The organism is Aquimarina addita (assembly GCF_039539305.1).
In the GTDB taxonomy this organism is placed as follows: domain Bacteria; phylum Bacteroidota; class Bacteroidia; order Flavobacteriales; family Flavobacteriaceae; genus Aquimarina; species Aquimarina addita.
Map to the genome: position 1 here is coordinate 202,105 of NZ_BAABCW010000003.1, position 16,686 is coordinate 218,790.

The 16,686-nt window shown below is 31.8% G+C and carries 13 protein-coding genes; 5 read left to right on the forward strand and 8 right to left on the reverse strand.

The genetic code is table 11. The annotated features are described in order from the left end of the window. Positions 1-332: 332 nt before the first annotated feature. From ABD816_RS05775 to ABD816_RS05790, 4 genes are all read right to left on the reverse strand, one after another. Positions 333-1,217, reverse strand: a complete 885-nt coding sequence (locus ABD816_RS05775; RefSeq protein WP_344925510.1) for a bifunctional 5,10-methylenetetrahydrofolate dehydrogenase/5,10-methenyltetrahydrofolate cyclohydrolase — start codon at positions 1,215-1,217, stop codon at positions 333-335. Between the two features lie 191 nt (positions 1,218-1,408). Continuing rightward, the gene (gene ffh, locus ABD816_RS05780; RefSeq protein WP_344925512.1) at positions 1,409-2,737 is read right to left on the reverse strand and encodes a signal recognition particle protein; all 1,329 of its coding nucleotides are present in this window, start codon (positions 2,735-2,737) and stop codon (positions 1,409-1,411) included. Positions 2,738-2,961: 224 nt separating this feature from the next. After that, positions 2,962-4,335: a fasciclin domain-containing protein gene (locus tag ABD816_RS05785; protein WP_344925514.1), complete on the reverse strand. Its 1,374-nt coding sequence runs from the start codon at positions 4,333-4,335 to the stop codon at positions 2,962-2,964. Positions 4,336-5,353: 1,018 nt separating this feature from the next. Further along, positions 5,354-6,028 (reverse strand): hypothetical protein, encoded by a 675-nt coding sequence (locus ABD816_RS05790; protein WP_344925516.1) that lies wholly within the window; start codon positions 6,026-6,028, stop codon positions 5,354-5,356. A 246-nt stretch (positions 6,029-6,274) separates the two neighbouring features. Here ABD816_RS05790 and ABD816_RS05795 point away from each other — a divergent pair, with 246 nt between their 5' ends. The 3 genes from ABD816_RS05795 (at position 6,275) to ABD816_RS05805 (ending at position 10,366) form a co-directional block, all read left to right on the forward strand. Then, positions 6,275-6,790: an RNA polymerase sigma factor gene (locus ABD816_RS05795; RefSeq protein ID WP_344925789.1), complete on the forward strand. Its 516-nt coding sequence runs from the start codon at positions 6,275-6,277 to the stop codon at positions 6,788-6,790. A 169-nt stretch (positions 6,791-6,959) separates the two neighbouring features. Further along, complete coding sequence (locus ABD816_RS05800) at positions 6,960-7,865, forward strand: FecR family protein (RefSeq protein ID WP_344925518.1); 906 nt, start codon at positions 6,960-6,962, stop codon at positions 7,863-7,865. Further along, positions 7,862-10,366 carry a TonB-dependent receptor plug domain-containing protein gene (locus ABD816_RS05805; RefSeq protein WP_344925520.1) on the forward strand — a complete coding sequence of 835 codons (2,505 nt, stop codon included), beginning with the start codon at positions 7,862-7,864 and terminating at the stop codon, positions 10,364-10,366. Before ABD816_RS05800 ends, ABD816_RS05805 begins: the two co-directional genes overlap by 4 nt. Here ABD816_RS05805 and ABD816_RS05810 read toward each other — a convergent pair. From ABD816_RS05810 to ABD816_RS05820, 3 genes are all read right to left on the reverse strand, one after another. After that, positions 10,363-10,830, reverse strand: a complete 468-nt coding sequence (locus ABD816_RS05810; protein WP_344925522.1) for a GNAT family N-acetyltransferase — start codon at positions 10,828-10,830, stop codon at positions 10,363-10,365. The two genes, ABD816_RS05805 and ABD816_RS05810, sit on opposite strands and share 4 nt — an antisense overlap. Positions 10,831-11,028: 198 nt before the next feature. Then, the gene (gene argS, locus ABD816_RS05815) at positions 11,029-12,807 is read right to left on the reverse strand and encodes an arginine--tRNA ligase (protein ID WP_344925524.1); all 1,779 of its coding nucleotides are present in this window, start codon (positions 12,805-12,807) and stop codon (positions 11,029-11,031) included. Between the two features lie 210 nt (positions 12,808-13,017). Further along, the gene (locus tag ABD816_RS05820) at positions 13,018-13,941 is read right to left on the reverse strand and encodes a M28 family peptidase (protein WP_344925526.1); all 924 of its coding nucleotides are present in this window, start codon (positions 13,939-13,941) and stop codon (positions 13,018-13,020) included. A gap of 108 nt (positions 13,942-14,049) precedes the next feature. Here ABD816_RS05820 and ABD816_RS05825 point away from each other — a divergent pair, with 108 nt between their 5' ends. Together ABD816_RS05825 and ABD816_RS05830 are read left to right on the forward strand one after the other, a co-directional pair. Further along, complete coding sequence (locus tag ABD816_RS05825; RefSeq protein ID WP_344925527.1) at positions 14,050-15,477, forward strand: SDR family oxidoreductase; 1,428 nt, start codon at positions 14,050-14,052, stop codon at positions 15,475-15,477. 82 nt (positions 15,478-15,559) lie between these two features. Then, complete coding sequence (locus ABD816_RS05830; RefSeq protein WP_344925528.1) at positions 15,560-16,183, forward strand: chromophore lyase CpcT/CpeT; 624 nt, start codon at positions 15,560-15,562, stop codon at positions 16,181-16,183. Between the two features lie 65 nt (positions 16,184-16,248). Here ABD816_RS05830 and ABD816_RS05835 read toward each other — a convergent pair whose 3' ends face one another. Further along, the gene (locus tag ABD816_RS05835) at positions 16,249-16,659 is read right to left on the reverse strand and encodes an RrF2 family transcriptional regulator (protein WP_344925529.1); all 411 of its coding nucleotides are present in this window, start codon (positions 16,657-16,659) and stop codon (positions 16,249-16,251) included. Positions 16,660-16,686 lie beyond the last annotated feature (27 nt).

Consider the following 16,686-nt stretch of genomic DNA (forward strand, 5'->3'; position numbering starts at 1 on the left):
GTAAAGCAACTAAAATAGATGTTTTTGTATAACTCAATGCCATTACCATCAAACCCCAACAATACTATTATGTAATTAGATCACTTACTAGAATCATTTTTTCTTATGCATATTACGAGATAAAAGAAAAGGTAGCAATCCACTCTATTTAACTTTTTCCTCCCGTCTGAATTCATTCAGTTTATATTATTTTTTATATAATAGTTAGTAAAGGTTCTGTAGATACGCGGCAACTACATACTACCACTTATGATGAGTAAATTGATCATAAAAAAAGCACTATAAGAAAAATTTATAGTGCTTTTTTCAAAATAACATAGTAAAATTAAATTCTATTTATTGCTGCGATGTCTTTCACGCGCCAGTAATGTATTTTTAAGAAGCATAGCTATGGTCATAGGTCCTACACCTCCAGGTACAGGTGTTATAAAAGAAGCTTTTTTACTTACATGCTCATAATCCACATCTCCTACTATCCTATATCCTTTTTCTAAGGACTCATCTGCTACTCTGGTAATACCAACATCAATAACAACTGCATCATCCTTAACCATTTCCGCTTTTAAGAAATTAGGAACACCTAATGCAGAAATCACAATATCTGCCTGAGAAATAATCTGTGTAATATTTTTTGTATGACTATGAGTTAAAGTAACAGTAGAGTTACCCGGCCATCCTTTTCTACCCATCAAAATACTCATCGGTCGCCCTACAATATGACTTCGACCTATAACTACTGTATGCTTTCCCTTAGTCTCTACATCATATCGTTCTAACAACTCTAAGATTCCAAAGGGTGTTGCAGGAATAAACGTAGACATATCCAGTGCCATTTTTCCAAAATTCATTGGATGAAAACCATCTACATCTTTATCTGGATCCACTGCTAATAATACTTTTTGTGTGTCAATTTGGGGAGGCAATGGAAGCTGAACAATAAATCCATCAATATCATCATTGTCATTAAGCTCCTTGATCTTAGCTAATAGCTCAACCTCACTAGTTGTACTAGGCATTTTAACTAATGTAGACTCAAAACCTATACGTTCACAAGCCCTAACTTTACTACCTACGTACGTAAGACTTGCTCCATCATTACCCACTAATACTGCCGCAAGATGTGGGACCTTCTCTCCTCGATCCTTCATCTTCTGAACCTCTTCAGTGATCTCGTTTTTTATGTCATTACTTACTTTTTTCCCATCTAATACTTTCATACTGACTATTACTTTACTGTGATTGAATTACACTATGGCAATATTTAAATAAAAAAACTATAATTATTATTTTATAATCATGAAGAAATTACAAACACCACTTATAGTCCTTTATAAAACAAAAATTCTATATTAATAAATGAAGTAGCACACCAAACCTATATATAAACAAAGTTAATCTCACTAAGAGCTTACTTCATTTTACCCATCATCTGCATCATGCGTTTACCTCCACCACCTTGCATCATTTTCATCATCTTACTCATTTGATCAAACTGTTTTAGCAATTGATTTACTTGCTGTACAGATGTACCTGACCCTTTTCCTATACGTTTTTTTCTACTTGAATTTATAATCTGAGGTTTTGACCTTTCTGCAAGTGTCATAGAGTGTATAATTGCTTCTATATGCTTAAAAGCATCATCATCGATATCTACATCCTTCATCATCTTACCAGCACCAGGAATCATTCTGATAAGATCTTTCATATTACCCATTTTCTTAACCTGTTGGATTTGTTTTAAGAAATCATCAAAACCAAACTGATTTTTAGCTATCTTTTTCTGTAATTTTCTAGCCTCTTCTTCATCAAACTGTTCTTGAGCTCTCTCTACCAGAGACACAACATCTCCCATACCTAAAATACGATCCGCCATACGAGATGGATAGAAAACATCAATTTCTTCCATCTTTTCACCAGTACCTATAAACTTTATTGGTTTATTTACTACTGATTTTATAGATATAGCAGCTCCACCACGAGTATCACCATCTAATTTTGTAAGGATAACACCATCAAAATTAAGGATATCATTAAATGCTTTTGCAGTATTTACCGCATCCTGACCTGTCATAGAATCCACAACAAACAAAGTTTCTTGCGGAGTAATCGCTTTGTGAATATTTGCAATTTCATTCATCATCACCTCATCCACAGCAAGGCGACCGGCTGTATCAATGATCACCACATTACATCCATTTGCTTTAGCATGAGCAACTCCAGCGGTAGCAATTGCTACTGGATCAGTATTCCCTTTATCACTAAAAACCTCTACTCCTATTTGATCCCCTACGATATGTAATTGATCAATCGCTGCCGGTCTGTATACATCACAAGCAACAAGAAGTGGTTTTTTTGTTTTTTTATTCTTAAGAAAATTTGCTAATTTACCTGAAAAAGTGGTCTTACCAGACCCTTGTAATCCAGACATCAAAACCACAGAAGGATTCCCAGAAACATTAATCCCTACGACCTCTCCACCCATAAGCTCTGTCAACTCATCTTTGACGAGCTTAACCATTAGCTGACCTGGCTTCAGGCTTTTTAAAACATTTTGGCCTAATGCTTTTTCCTTTACTCTTGCCGTAAATTCTTTAGCTATCTTATAATTTACATCCGCATCGATTAATGCTCTACGCACTTCTTTAAGCGTTTCTGCAACATTTACCTCAGTTATCTGACCGTGGCCTTTTAGGATATGTAACGCCTTATCTAACTTATCACTTAAATTATCAAACATATACTTTCTTCAGGTTTTGAACATCCATTATTTTAATAGATAGCTGCAAATTTAAGGATTTGAAATGTATTAATAAAGGAAGATGAATTGAATTATCAAAGTCTATCAACACCGTCCTAAATACAAAAAAGCTTTTACAAATACACCTCACCAAGGGTATATGTAAAAGCTTTTAAAGCTAATTTCATTTATAAAATGTATGTACTACTATTTTATATGACTTTCTATAACTCAGGAAGAATCACGGTATCGATTGCATGTATAACTCCATTAGCAGCTTGTACATCAGTAACAATGATATTACTCACGCGATCATTTGCATCTGTAATTGTTGCTTCAGTAGCATCTACTGAAATATCACCTCCCAGTGTTTCAACTTCTCCAGTCATAAGATCTGATGCAGTAACATTAGATCCAGCTACCACGTGCAAGTTCAATGTTGCAGTAAGTGTTGCTGTATCTATATCTGCTAATTCAGATGCATTTAATTCTGTTAATAAATCTGAAAAAGCGGTATCTGTTGGTGCAAAAACAGTGAATGGAGCCGGAGATGTTCCGTTTGGTGTTGATAATATATCTACATAATTTTGATCAGCCTGATCATCTCTGGTAAGCGCTGCTACCAAATTACTAAAAGTAGCATCTGCAGTTGCAAAGGTTACGACTGTAGGTAATGTGATTACCGCATTAACTTTGTGAACAACCCCATTAGTTGCTACGATATCTGCTTCATTAACATCAGAGATTCCGTTAAAAGAAACACCACTATCTGTATTGATATAGATACTTAAATTATTAGTTGTAGCACCATATGTTGCTAAGGTATTAGCATAACTTGTTGTTAAGTCAGAAGAAACATTAACCCCTCCTATTACATGGTTCAGCAGAATTTGTTCCAGTGAAGCGACTTCTAATCCAGAAATATCACCTAAATCTACAAAAGCATCATTATCTGGTGCTAATAATGTAATATTACTGTCATCTGCACTTAATACAGCTCCAAAATCAGTGGTAAAACCTTCAGTTGTAGTAGCTACACCTGCTAAACTAGAAAGATCAGGGTCTAATGCTACAAATGTTAACATGGTAGGTAATGGTATTACTTTACTAACAGCATGGATTACTCCATTATCGGTTTGGATATCTGCAGTTGTTACAGTGGACACACCGTTTATAACAACACCATCTGATATATCAATGTAAGTACTCAAATTAGCACCACTTGATTCTTCTGTAGCAAGATTGGTAGTATATCCTGTAGATAATTCTGATGAAGTTACTGTAGTTCCTAAAACGTGATTTAATAAAATTTGTTTTAATACATCTGTTGGCACATCTGCTAACGCAGCACCATCTAAAAACTCTTCGAAAGCAGCATTATTAGGAGCAAATACTGTAAATGTTCCAGTTCCGTTTAAGGTTACGTCTAATTCTGTTCTTTGCAATGCTGCTAATAATGAACTATAATTCGCATCTCCAGCAACAAAATCTGCGATTGTCATGGAATCAGGTGTGAATGTACCATCGTCATCATCACTACAAGAAGCGACAAAAACTACTAAAACTACTAAGACTGCTTTTTTGATAAAATTTTTCATTTCTAATGATTTGTTTATTTATAATTAATTTGTTTGTTGATAAAACAACACAACAAAGAAAATTCTAACCCTACCCTCCTACTTTAGGATATTTTTAACTTTTTGTTCTACTTATTTATAAAAATCATAAACAAAACTTAAAGTATCATTAGGACACTCATACATCCTTATGGTTTAAAATGAGTTCTTAAAGTAGTCAAAAAAACAGACAATAAACATACATCATTTTTTAAGTCATGTTAGCACCGGAAAAAATATTAATATCAAAAATAAAAGGAGATACGATTGAAATTATTTTACGCTAACGTTGACAGACTTTTTACAGAGTAACAGTATATTTAATTATGAGTATTCAAAATAAAAATCAAGTTGCCTATTATCATCCAAAACTCTACACATAGTGATAGTTTTTTTGTACAAGTTTTATTTAGAGTCTTTAGAAGACAAAATGTTTACGGGAAACTTTAAAGCAAATACACCTAAAGCAAAGTTCTTATATAAATGGTTTCATAAACTTTGCTATATTATAAAACTAATAACCGTGCTTAACATCCTTTAAAAACATAATCTATATAAAAATGCTATTTACATGCTTAGAAATAAAAAAAGATAAATAAAAATAAAGAGATAAAACTAAGTGGAGTTATCATGAGTATAATTAACTCTATTAATAAAAACACAGATCGTTCAAATCATCAAAAAGAAAGTATTAAAAACTAAAATATACATTCAGAAAAATAAAAGAAGACTTGTTGTTATTAACACTTATATCATTCATATACAAACGAAATAAAAATACTACCGTTAAAAACTTTTAATAAACTATCGTTGATATAAGAGTACCAGATATCAACAACAAGATCATTTAGCTATGAGAATCAGGAAACAAGACTCCTTTATCCTGATTTTTTGAGCTACACCAGAGACAGAGCTCCTAGCAATTCTATCCATTAAATTGTTTATTCTATGTAACTACCATGTAATGAGTGAAATAATCAATAATAAAATGAGCTTCACCTTAATCATTTTCATTACAAGATTCTATAAAATCAAGAATGGTAGCTACTAATTGTTCATTATGGCCAGAGGTAGTATGATCACCATTGTGCAATACTAATTGAATAGGATAATTAATAGACATAACGGTTTGATCGTCCATTTCATCCATAAATTTATATACCTGAGCATCGTGAAGTACTTCTATTGTATTTAACAGATTTGTGTTAGCATTAAAGGTAGAGAGGTTAAATGGATACACAAAATCAATACACTCTATATCCTCGTCGTCTGATAAACAAGAAGATGCTAACGCATTTAATTCTGTACTAGTCTCGATAAATTCCTCCTTGTATTCATAAGTAGTTACAGTCACTGGAAATTGTATTTGAATAGTATCTGAATCAAGAATTTCTGCATAATCAGCTGTATGTGTTATTTCCTTTAAATTTCCATTATGCAAAATAAAATAAGGGAAATTAATGCTGTAGCAATTTCCTTTATCAACTAAATCATCAAAAGATCCGTCGTGAGTCACCACATTTTTCATCAATCCAGCTAGGGTAGAATCCTGAGTGATTGTATCATCGATCGTAGGGTCAATTAATTCACGCTCCTCTTCCTGGCATGAGATTAATAAAAAAACGACTTGTATTACCATCCATTGTATTCCTATATTCTTTATTATTTTAATCATACCACAACTTTACTTTATAGTATAACAATTTAAATGCAAAAACTCCCACCTGGAAGTGATATTTTTAATAAAAAATAATTGCAATTCAAGTTCAAACCCTTTTCAAAAATTATACTTCTCGTAAACAAACAAATTAATTTTATATTTTTTTTAACTTTATAATTAAGTTATCAAATCAAAAAAATAGCTCATTATTGCATAAAATCATAATTTTCATTTCCAAAACAAAAAACCAAGATGAGTTCAATGCCAGAAGATCTTCACAAAGATGTATGCGAGGAAAGACTATTTTCTGAACTTTTCAAAATGCATGCTAAAAACCTACACGACTTCATTTATTACAAATATGGAGATCACATCAATCCAAAGGATCAAGTACAGGAGGCATTTATCAAACTTTGGGACAATTGCAAAAAAGTTACTTTTCTTAAAGCGAAAAGTTTTTTATTTACAGTAGCCAACAATCTCACACTAAATGAAATCAAACACGATAAAGTAAAATTAAAATTTCAACAACAAGAAATAAAAGATCGAACTAATGAAACTCCCGAATATATTTTAGAAGAAAAGGAATATTTACAAAAATATCAAAGGGCTATTTCTAATTTAACAGAACCTCAGCGAGTTGCATTTTTATTGAATCGTATAGAAGGTAAAAAGCACAGAGAAATTGCAGAACTATTAGGAATCTCTAAAAAAGCGGTAGAAAAAAGAATATATGGAGCTTTAAAAAAATTAAAGAAAGATATAGACGGTATTTAATCCGAAAATGAAAACTTGGAGTTTAAAGTGTTATAAGTGAAAAATTATAAAATTCAAGATGGAAATATTGAATAAAGCTACAAAGCTTATGAAAAGAAATATATGTTAAAAAGCAACATAAGGGTAGGACTTTTTAAAAGCAAATTGTTATACATTTAAGAATCTGATTATGAAAAAGAAAGATCTTATATTAAAATGGCTTAATAACGAGCAACTCACTAAGCAGGAGTCAGAAGCATTTCAACAAATGGATGCTTTTGACTCCTATAGGAGAATTGCTGATACTGCCAAAAAAATTAAACCGCCAAGCTTCGACACGGAAGAAAATCTCGAGAATTTAAAGTCTAGATTATCTGATCGTAAAACAACGAATCAAAAGAACTATTTTATAGTTAATTTGATGAGAGTAGCTGCAATATTCGTTTTGGGTATTGGCGTTTACTTTTCATTTTTCCATCAATACACTACGACCATCGCTACAATAGCTGGTGAGAAAACTACCATACAACTGCCTGATGCATCAATTGTAGCATTAAACGCTCAATCATCTATAAAATATAACAAAAAGAATTGGGTAGATCAACGCAGTATTGCATTGAATGGAGAAGCTTATTTTAAGGTTGCCAAAGGTGAAAAATTTGATGTAGAAACGACCTCAGGCACTGTAAGTGTCTTAGGAACGCAATTTAATGTAAAACAAAGAGAAGACTATTTTGAGGTTACTTGTTATGAAGGTTTAGTAAGTGTTTCTTACAATGATAAAGTACGTAAACTCTCAGCCGGAAACAGATTTACAATGATAGAAGGTAATATAGAAGAAACTGCATCCACCCTACTTTTACCGGATTGGAAAAACAACAGAAGTTCGTTTACAAGCGTTCCATTTTCTCAGATAATTGAAGAATTTGAAAGGCAATATAATGTAACTATTATTGCAAAAAACATTGATAAAACAACACTTTTTACAGGTATTTTTGTACATTCCGATATTGAAACCGCATTAAAATCAATTACAATACCAATGCGTTTGCAATATAAGATTGATACCAAAAATATAACCTTGTACAGAGAGTGATCAAAACAAAAATTCTCGTATTCCTTATCTTATTTTCGTACTCCGTTTTTCAAGTACATGGACAAACAGAGAAAGACGTATTACCACTTATTTTTGTACTACAAAAAATACAAAAAAAATTTGGACATAATTTCTCTTATGTCGACAACGAATTATCAGAAGAAACAATACCTGATCTTCCCAATGTTAAAACATTGGGTGAGGCAATTGATCATTTAAAAGAATATACATCTTTTACATATACTTTTCTTGAAGAAAAAACAATTGCTATAAGTACTGTAAATAAAGTATTAGAAATTTGTGGAATTATCAAAAACCATGACAATAAAAATATTTCCAATGCTTCAATTCAAAGTAACAGTCAAAAAACGATAAGTAATCAGCAGGGTGAATTTAAATTAGCGCTCAATTCTCCTGACGATACTATTTCTATAGACTATTTAGGATACGTATCAATTACAATGTCAGCAAAAGACTTTAATACATCTAATTGTAAAAAAATTAAATTAAAACCTCAAGTCGAATACCTCAATGAGGTTATTTTACCAAGTTATCTTATTAAAGGAATCCATAAATTACGTAACGGATCTATAAAAATAGATTACACTAATTTTGGAATTTTACCAGGTTTAACAGAACCTGACGTATTACAAACCTTACAATCACTTCCTGGAATAGTTAGTGTAAATGAAACAGTCTCTGATCTAAACGTACGAGGAGGAACTAACGATCAAAATCTAATGATGTGGGATGGTATAAAGATATATCAATCCAGTCATTTTTTTGGGCTCATTTCTGCATTCAACCCTTATCTCACTAAAGACGTACAACTTGTTAAAAACGGTTCTTCAAGTGAATATGGAGATGGTGTCTCTAGTGTAATAGCTATGCGTACAGACGACAAGGTAAATAAAAACACTTATGGAAGTATTGGAGTTAATTTAATTAGTGCTGATGGATATATTGATACAGCAATTGGAGAAAAATCTTCATTGCAGTTAGCAGTTCGACATTCGATAAATGATCTAATAGAGACTCCTACTTACTCTCAATATTTTGATAGAGCATTTCAAAATTCTGAAGTTATAAACGGCTCTAATTCTGATGAACGGTTCTCCTTTTATGACACTAGTATTAGATGGATATATCAATTATCAGCAAAGGACTTTATAAAAGTAAATGGCATATTAATGCGTAATAATCTGGTTTTTCAAGAAAACTCGCAAGTAGATCAAACAAATGTATCCAGAGAAAGTAAGGTTTCTCAAAGCAACACTTCTGGTGGTATTACGTATCAAAGAAAATGGAACTCGGCTTTTCTGAGTGATGTATTATTATATGGAACTAATTACCGACTAGAAGCTATAAATTCTGATATAGAAAATAACCAACGTCTTTTACAAGAAAATGATGTACTTGAGAACGGATTAAAGGTAAAGACCTCATATAAGATTCAGCCTAATACAATATTTAAAAATGGATATCAATTCAATGAAACTGGTATTTCTAATCTTCGGGATGTTAATAACCCTACTTTTAGAGATCGTACAAAAGAAGTTATCAGAACACATGGTCTCTATTCTGAAATTGAACACACCTCTAAGAATGATCAAAATCATTTGAATGTAGGTGTTCGTCTCAATTATTTTGAAAAATTTAATATATATTCATGGGAACCAAGAATTAGTTTTCAAAAAAGATTCGCAAATCATTTTTCATTAGAATTATTAGGAGAGATAAAAAGTCAAACCACTTCACAAATAATTGATCTTCAGAATGATTTTCTAGGCATAGAAAGTAGAAGATGGATACTTTCTAACAACGATGATATTCCTGTTATCAAAAGTCAACAAGCATCTATGGGACTAAGTTATAATCATGCCAATTGGCTGATAAGTAGCGATTTTTATTATAAAAATGTAGATGGAATTATTACACGAAGTCAAGGCTTCCAAAATCAATACGAGTTTAGTAATGACCATGGTAGCTACACAGTGACTGGAATTGATTTATTAATAAACAGAAGTTTTAAAAATTTTAGTACTTGGTTAAGTTATTCTTTTGCAAATAATGACTATGAATTTAATAATTTACCAGAACGTAACTTTCCTAACAATGTTGATATTAAGCATCAAATAAACCTTGTAGCATCTTATAGTTTAGGTAATTTTAAACTATCGTGTGGTATTAATTGGCACAGCGGAAAACCCACAACACTACCTGATTTTGATGAAGCTATTACAAATAATAACGAAATAAATTATCAAAAACCAAACAGCTCAAGATTAGACAATTATATCAGAACAGATATCTCAACTACTTATGAATTTAAAGTTCATGAAAAAATCAAAGCTTTTATTGGTATCTCTGCGTGGAATATTTTAGACCAAGAAAATATCTACAATCAATATTACAGAATCATGGATGAAAATACAATAGAAGAAATTTCTCAACCTGGTTTAAGAACTACGCCAAATATAGTATTTCGGTTGAATTTTTAAATTTCTTTAGTTCCCACGATATGTACTACCTCTTCGCCTCCAGCTACCTTTTTGATCTCTTTTACTACCTCAAAACCATTTTTTTTAAAAAAAGTACCTGTTGAAGAATTGACACGAGTAGTTAATCGTACTAAACCCGATTCTTTTGCAGCATTTTCTAATGCCTTATATAAGCTATTTGCTATTCCTTTTCCTTGATAATTCTGGTGCACGAAAATATATTCTATAAAACCCTCTTTGGTTAAAGAAAAAGAACCTATAACCTCTCCATTGAGTTTCGCATTATATACTAAATCATATAGAAATTTTTGCTCCCAATATTTAGTATTGATTGCTAGTTTGGAATACATTTTAACCTCATCTTTGGTAAATAATTTAGCCCCGTACATAGTGACTGTCTGGTAAAACAATCGTTGCATTAAAGGTAAATCACCACTAGTAGCTTTAGAAATCTGATACTTCATATTTAGTCAAGGAGAAAATTCTTTTTTACAAACCACTATTTTAGTTAAAAAAAAACTAAAATCAAAGGATAATGTAAACTTAACGTTAAAAAAGAACTAATTTATTAACATTCTATAAAATTTACTTTAGAAATAGAGCTTATTAAAAAACATATATTATCATTCTTTCACAAAACTTAGATACTATTTCTTAGTATGTTACATACGATCCGGAACTTGAATTCCTAGCAATCCAAAAGCGGATTTTATTGTCACTCCTACCATCTCAGAAAGTTGTACTCTAAACATCTTCTCTTCCTCTGTATCCGCTCCGAAAATAGATACGGTCTGAAAAAAAGAATTATAACTCTTTACTAAATCATAAGTGTAATTAGCAATTATGGCAGGACTTAAACCTTTAGCAGCTTGCTGGATAATTTCTGGATAAATTTCTAGTACTTTTATAAGTTCCTTCTCCTTTATGTCTAAGGTAATAGTAGTAATTGGCTTATTCCAATCAAAAGATGCTTTACGCAAAATTGCTTGAATTCTTGCGTAAGCATACTGGATAAATGGTCCTGTATTTCCTTGGAAATCCACAGAATCTTTTGGATCAAAAAGAATTCTCTTTTTAGGATCAACTTTTAGAATAAAATATTTTAATGCACCTAAACCTATAGTATTATATACTGCCCTCTTTTCTGTTTCAGAATAACCATCTAGTTTTCCTAATTCTTTAGAGATATCTTCTGCTGTACTTGCCATTTCTACAATTAAGTCATCTGCATCCACCACTGTCCCTTCTCTACTTTTCATTTTACCACTTGGTAAATCAACCATCCCATAACTTAAATGATGTAAATTAGAAGACCAATCATATCCTAATTTTTTTAGTATCGCAAACAATACTTTAAAATGATGATCCTGTTCATTCCCTACCGTATAAATCATCCCTCCTACATCAGGGTTATCCTTTACCCGTTGTATAGCTGTACCAATGTCTTGTGTCATATACACTGCGGTACCATCACTTCGCAATACTAGTTTATCATCTAAATTTTCATGAGAAAGATCACACCAAACTGATCCATCATCTTTTCTATAAAAAACACCTTTAGTTAGTCCTTCTTCTATAATATCTTTTCCTAGAAGATAGGTGTCACTTTCATAATAATATGTATCAAAATCAACACCAAGTGCCTGATATGTTTCTTCAAAACCTTTATATACCCAGCCATTCATAGTTTTCCACAGTGTAACAACATCTTTATCTCCTGCTTCCCATTTCCTAAGCATTTCCTGAGCCTCAATTAATAAAGGGGCTTCTTTTTTTGCTTCATCCTCCGTTCTACCTGCAACTTTTAATTGTGCTATTTGCTTTTTATATTCCTGATCAAATTTTACATAATAATTACCAACCAGTTTATCTCCTTTAATACCAGTAGAATCTGGTGTTTCTCCATGTCCAAATTTTTGCCATGCAAGCATAGATTTACAGATATGGATTCCTCTATCATTAATAATCTGTGTTTTATATACTTTTTTTCCACTCGCTTTGATAATTTCGGACACAGCATATCCTAACAAGTTATTTCTAATATGCCCTAAGTGAAGTGGTTTATTAGTATTAGGAGAAGAATATTCTACTAGTATTGATTTATCTTCTTTTGATGGAGCAACAAACCCGTATGATTTAATTTCTTTAATTTCCGCAAAAAAGTTCAGATAATACTGATCGGAAATTACAAGATTTAAAAAACCTTTGACCACATTACATGAAATAATTTCCTTTACTTCATTAACAAGATAGGCTCCTATAGCCTCTCCAATAGTAACTGGATTTCCTTTTATCGCTCGTAGCATAGGAAAAATCACTACTGTAATATCACCTTCAAAATCCTTACGCGTATCCTGTAGTTCTACCGATTCAAGATTTGTTTGATATAATCTGTTAACAGCTACTTTTACTTGTTCAGAAATGGTTTGTTGTACTATCATTTTAAAAATCTTTTGTGATATAAAAAATCAGGCTGCAAAGATACTGGAAATATTAAGGCTGTTAAAAAGTTATCGATTATTTGTTGTCGAGATAAATTTGCTTAGTAGTATAGAAAATTAATAACATCCTATTGCAGGAACAAATACTATTGTTAACTGAACAATAGTATTTGAAGTGTTTATTCATGAGAAAATTGTATAATTATTGAATTATAAACTTTTTACAGTAAGATATAATTGATCGATTACTAACTTCATCTTATTAATATCCAAAGTTTCCATTGTATCTGATTCCCTATGATAATTCATATTACGAAACATAGCTGTATCCGTAATCATAATGGCACTATATCCAAAATTCCAATAATTAAGGTGGTCAGAAAAATCTACTCCAGAAACACCAGGAATTCCAAGAAAGGATTTTGTTTCCAAGAGTTGATTTTCTTTTGTCCTTTTGATAAAATACTTTCCAAAAGTTCCGTTATCCGTTTTATGCACTACGGTGATGTAATTTCCTATACTTCCATATAATGATTTCATCGAAGGTATTGGGTATTGTTGTGAATTTTCTTCATCCCTGAAAAAACCAATCATTTCTAAACAAATCATACCTATAACTTTACTTTTTTTATCAAATAAATGTTTAGCATGAACGTAACTTCCCATTTGTTTAGTTCTAAAGAAAGGAGGCTCTTCTAAAGTGTAAGCTACAAATTCAATTCTATGGTTTAATGATTCTCTAGCCAGCAGCCTGGAGAGTTCTAAAAGTCCGGTAACACCACTGGCATTATCATCCGCTCCCTCCTGACTTCCGGCAACATCATAATGAGCACCGATGACAATCAGCTCATCGATATCTGGATGTAGCACCCCAATGACATTTTTGTAAGTTACTCCATTGACTAAATAAGGTTGCGTATAAACAGTATCACAATGTTTTAAAAACTCCTTATGGATATAATCCGCAACATAGTTTAAAGTTTTTATATTTTTATAGTTTCTACTCTTCTCAGTTTTTGTGATTTCTTGCAAATGTGTTTCTATGGATGCTAATGAAGAACTGGGTTTCCTAATATCTTGAGCACTGCTTGTTATCACTATTAATAACATACATAGGATCAGGTAAAATCGCATTTGGCAGATTGTTTTCGTTAAAAAAATGTAATCATTTTCTAAATTTACAAATTACTACTCCAAATAGTTGTCTCTAATCCTAAATTTCTCGTAACTTATCAATAAAAAATGCGTATTCTACTTACTGGTGCTAATGGATATATTGGTATGAGATTATTACCTTTATTACTAAAAGATAACCACGACGTTATTTGTTGTGTGAGAGATAAAGATCGATTATCTATCGATCGCGATATGCGAAAGCAAGTTACTATAGTAGAAATCGATTTTCTTAATTCTCCAAATCTTAGTTTATTACCCAAAGACATAGATATTGCATACTATCTTATACATTCTATGAGCTCTTCTACAAGTGACTTTGATCAAAAAGAAGAAATTTCGGCTCAAAATTTCAACATTTATGTCAATGCTACTCACATAAGACAAGTCATCTATCTAAGCGGTATTGTTAATGAAAAGAATCTATCTAAACACTTGTGGTCCCGAAAAAATGTAGAAGAAACATTATACAAAGGGAACTATAAACTTACTGTTTTGCGGTCGGGAATTATCGTGGGCTCAGGGAGTTCATCTTTTGAAATCATCAGAGATTTATGTGAAAAGTTGCCTGTAATGATTACTCCAAAATGGGTTAACACCAAAACGCAACCTATTGCTATAAGAGACGTTCTTAACTTTATGATTGAAGTTATTGACAATCAATCCTGTTTTAATAAATCGTTTGATATTAGTGGACCTAATGTACTAACATATAAACAAATGCTTTTACTATATGCAAAAGCCAGAGGTATTAAGCTTTATATTTTCACGGTTCCTGTTATGACTCCAAAACTTTCTTCTTACTGGTTATACTTTGTTACATCTACTTCCTATAAACTCGCACTCAACCTAGTGGATAGTATGAGAATTCCTGTAGTCGCAAGAAATAATGAGCTACAGGAAATACTGAAGATCTCAACTATGACTTATATGAAAGCGCTAGAATTAGCATTTATAAAAATTGAACAGAATCAGGTAGTATCCAGTTGGAAAGATTCTATGGTCAGCGGTCGTTTTAAAAAAGATATTCAGAAATATGTTACGGTACCAAAACATGGATGTTTAACTGATAAAAAAGTAATGAAACTTAAGAACCCTGATCAGGTAATTAAAAATATTTGGGCTATTGGAGGAAAAACAGGATGGTATTACGGAGATTGGATGTGGAAAATACGAGGATATATAGACAAACTAGTAGGTGGAGTTGGATTACGGAGAGGAAGAACGAATCCCGTTAAAATAAACTCTGGTGATGCCTTGGATTTCTGGAGAGTTCTAGTAGCTGATCGTGGGGAAAAACGCCTTTTACTTTTTGCTGAAATGAGAGTTCCTGGTGAAGCTTGGTTAGAGTTTGATATTGACGAAAATAATGTACTTCATCAAACAGCTACCTTTAGACCTAGAGGGATCTGGGGACGCTTATACTGGTATTCAATGATCCCTTTTCACTATTTCATTTTTGGAGGTATGATCCGGAACATAGTCTCAAAAAATTAATTACACTAAGACAAAACGTTTGATTTTACCGACAAATTACATTTTTTAGACAAATTATTAGTATTTTTACTAAAAGCCTTTTATGCAGAAGTTATTATTATTTCTTATATCCGTGACACTCCTTTTAGGATGTAACACAAGGAAAAATAAACACTCCGAGCTTGAAGACTTTATCTCATTATTGTCTGGAAAATTCTCTTCTAGTGAGCAGGCAAAAAAAGATTCTAGTTACAGTAAAGTATGTTTTGTAGGGGTGCCTATTTGGAAAAATAAACCTGGACATTGGCTTTATCAAGAACTACACAATGAGGACAATCCAACTGTTATTTATTATCAAAGAATTATTAATATTAAGAAAGTAGATAGCGTTCTTTTTAGTACTAGTAGTTATGTTATTCCAAATAAAAAAAAATATAGTAATGGATGGAAAGACATTTCGATTTTTGATACTTTATCTATTGACAGTCTTCAAATCAGAGATGGATGTGATGTATATTTTGAAAAAAAAACATCTTCTATTTACCAAGGAAAAACTAAAGACAAAAATTGCATAAGTTCTTCTGGAAATAAACCTACATATATTACAAGTCATTTAGTAATTAGTGCCGATAAAATTACATCTTGGGATAGAGGATACAGCATGCAGGGAAAGCAAGTCTGGGGAAAGATACAAGGACCTTATAGGTATAAAAGAATAACTAATTAAACTCCTAATATTCTATTTAACTACCTTCTCATAAATGCAAAGAATAAAATAACAACTATGGTTTTTTACATCATAAAATCTGCTAACGTCTTATTTTCCAATACTTTCAACGTATTGTCCCTCACTTCAATCATTAATTCGTGTACAGCACAAGCGTTTTCGTCAGGACAGTCATCACATCGCTCATAAAAATTTAAACTTACGCACGGTAGCATAGCAATAGGACCTTCTAATACTCTTATAATTGATGCCATAGAAATATCTTGTGGTTCCTTTACTAAATAGTAGCCTCCTCCCTTTCCTTTTTTAGATCCTAAAACACTATTCTTACGAAGCGTTAATAAAATACTTTCTAAAAATTTTTGGGAAATATTTTCGCTTTTAGCTATCTCAGATATCAAAACAGGATGATCACATCGCTTTCTAGCAATATAAGTTAGTGCTTTTAATCCATATTTTGTTTTCTTTGATAACACGCTACAATTATGAGTTATTAAGTGTAA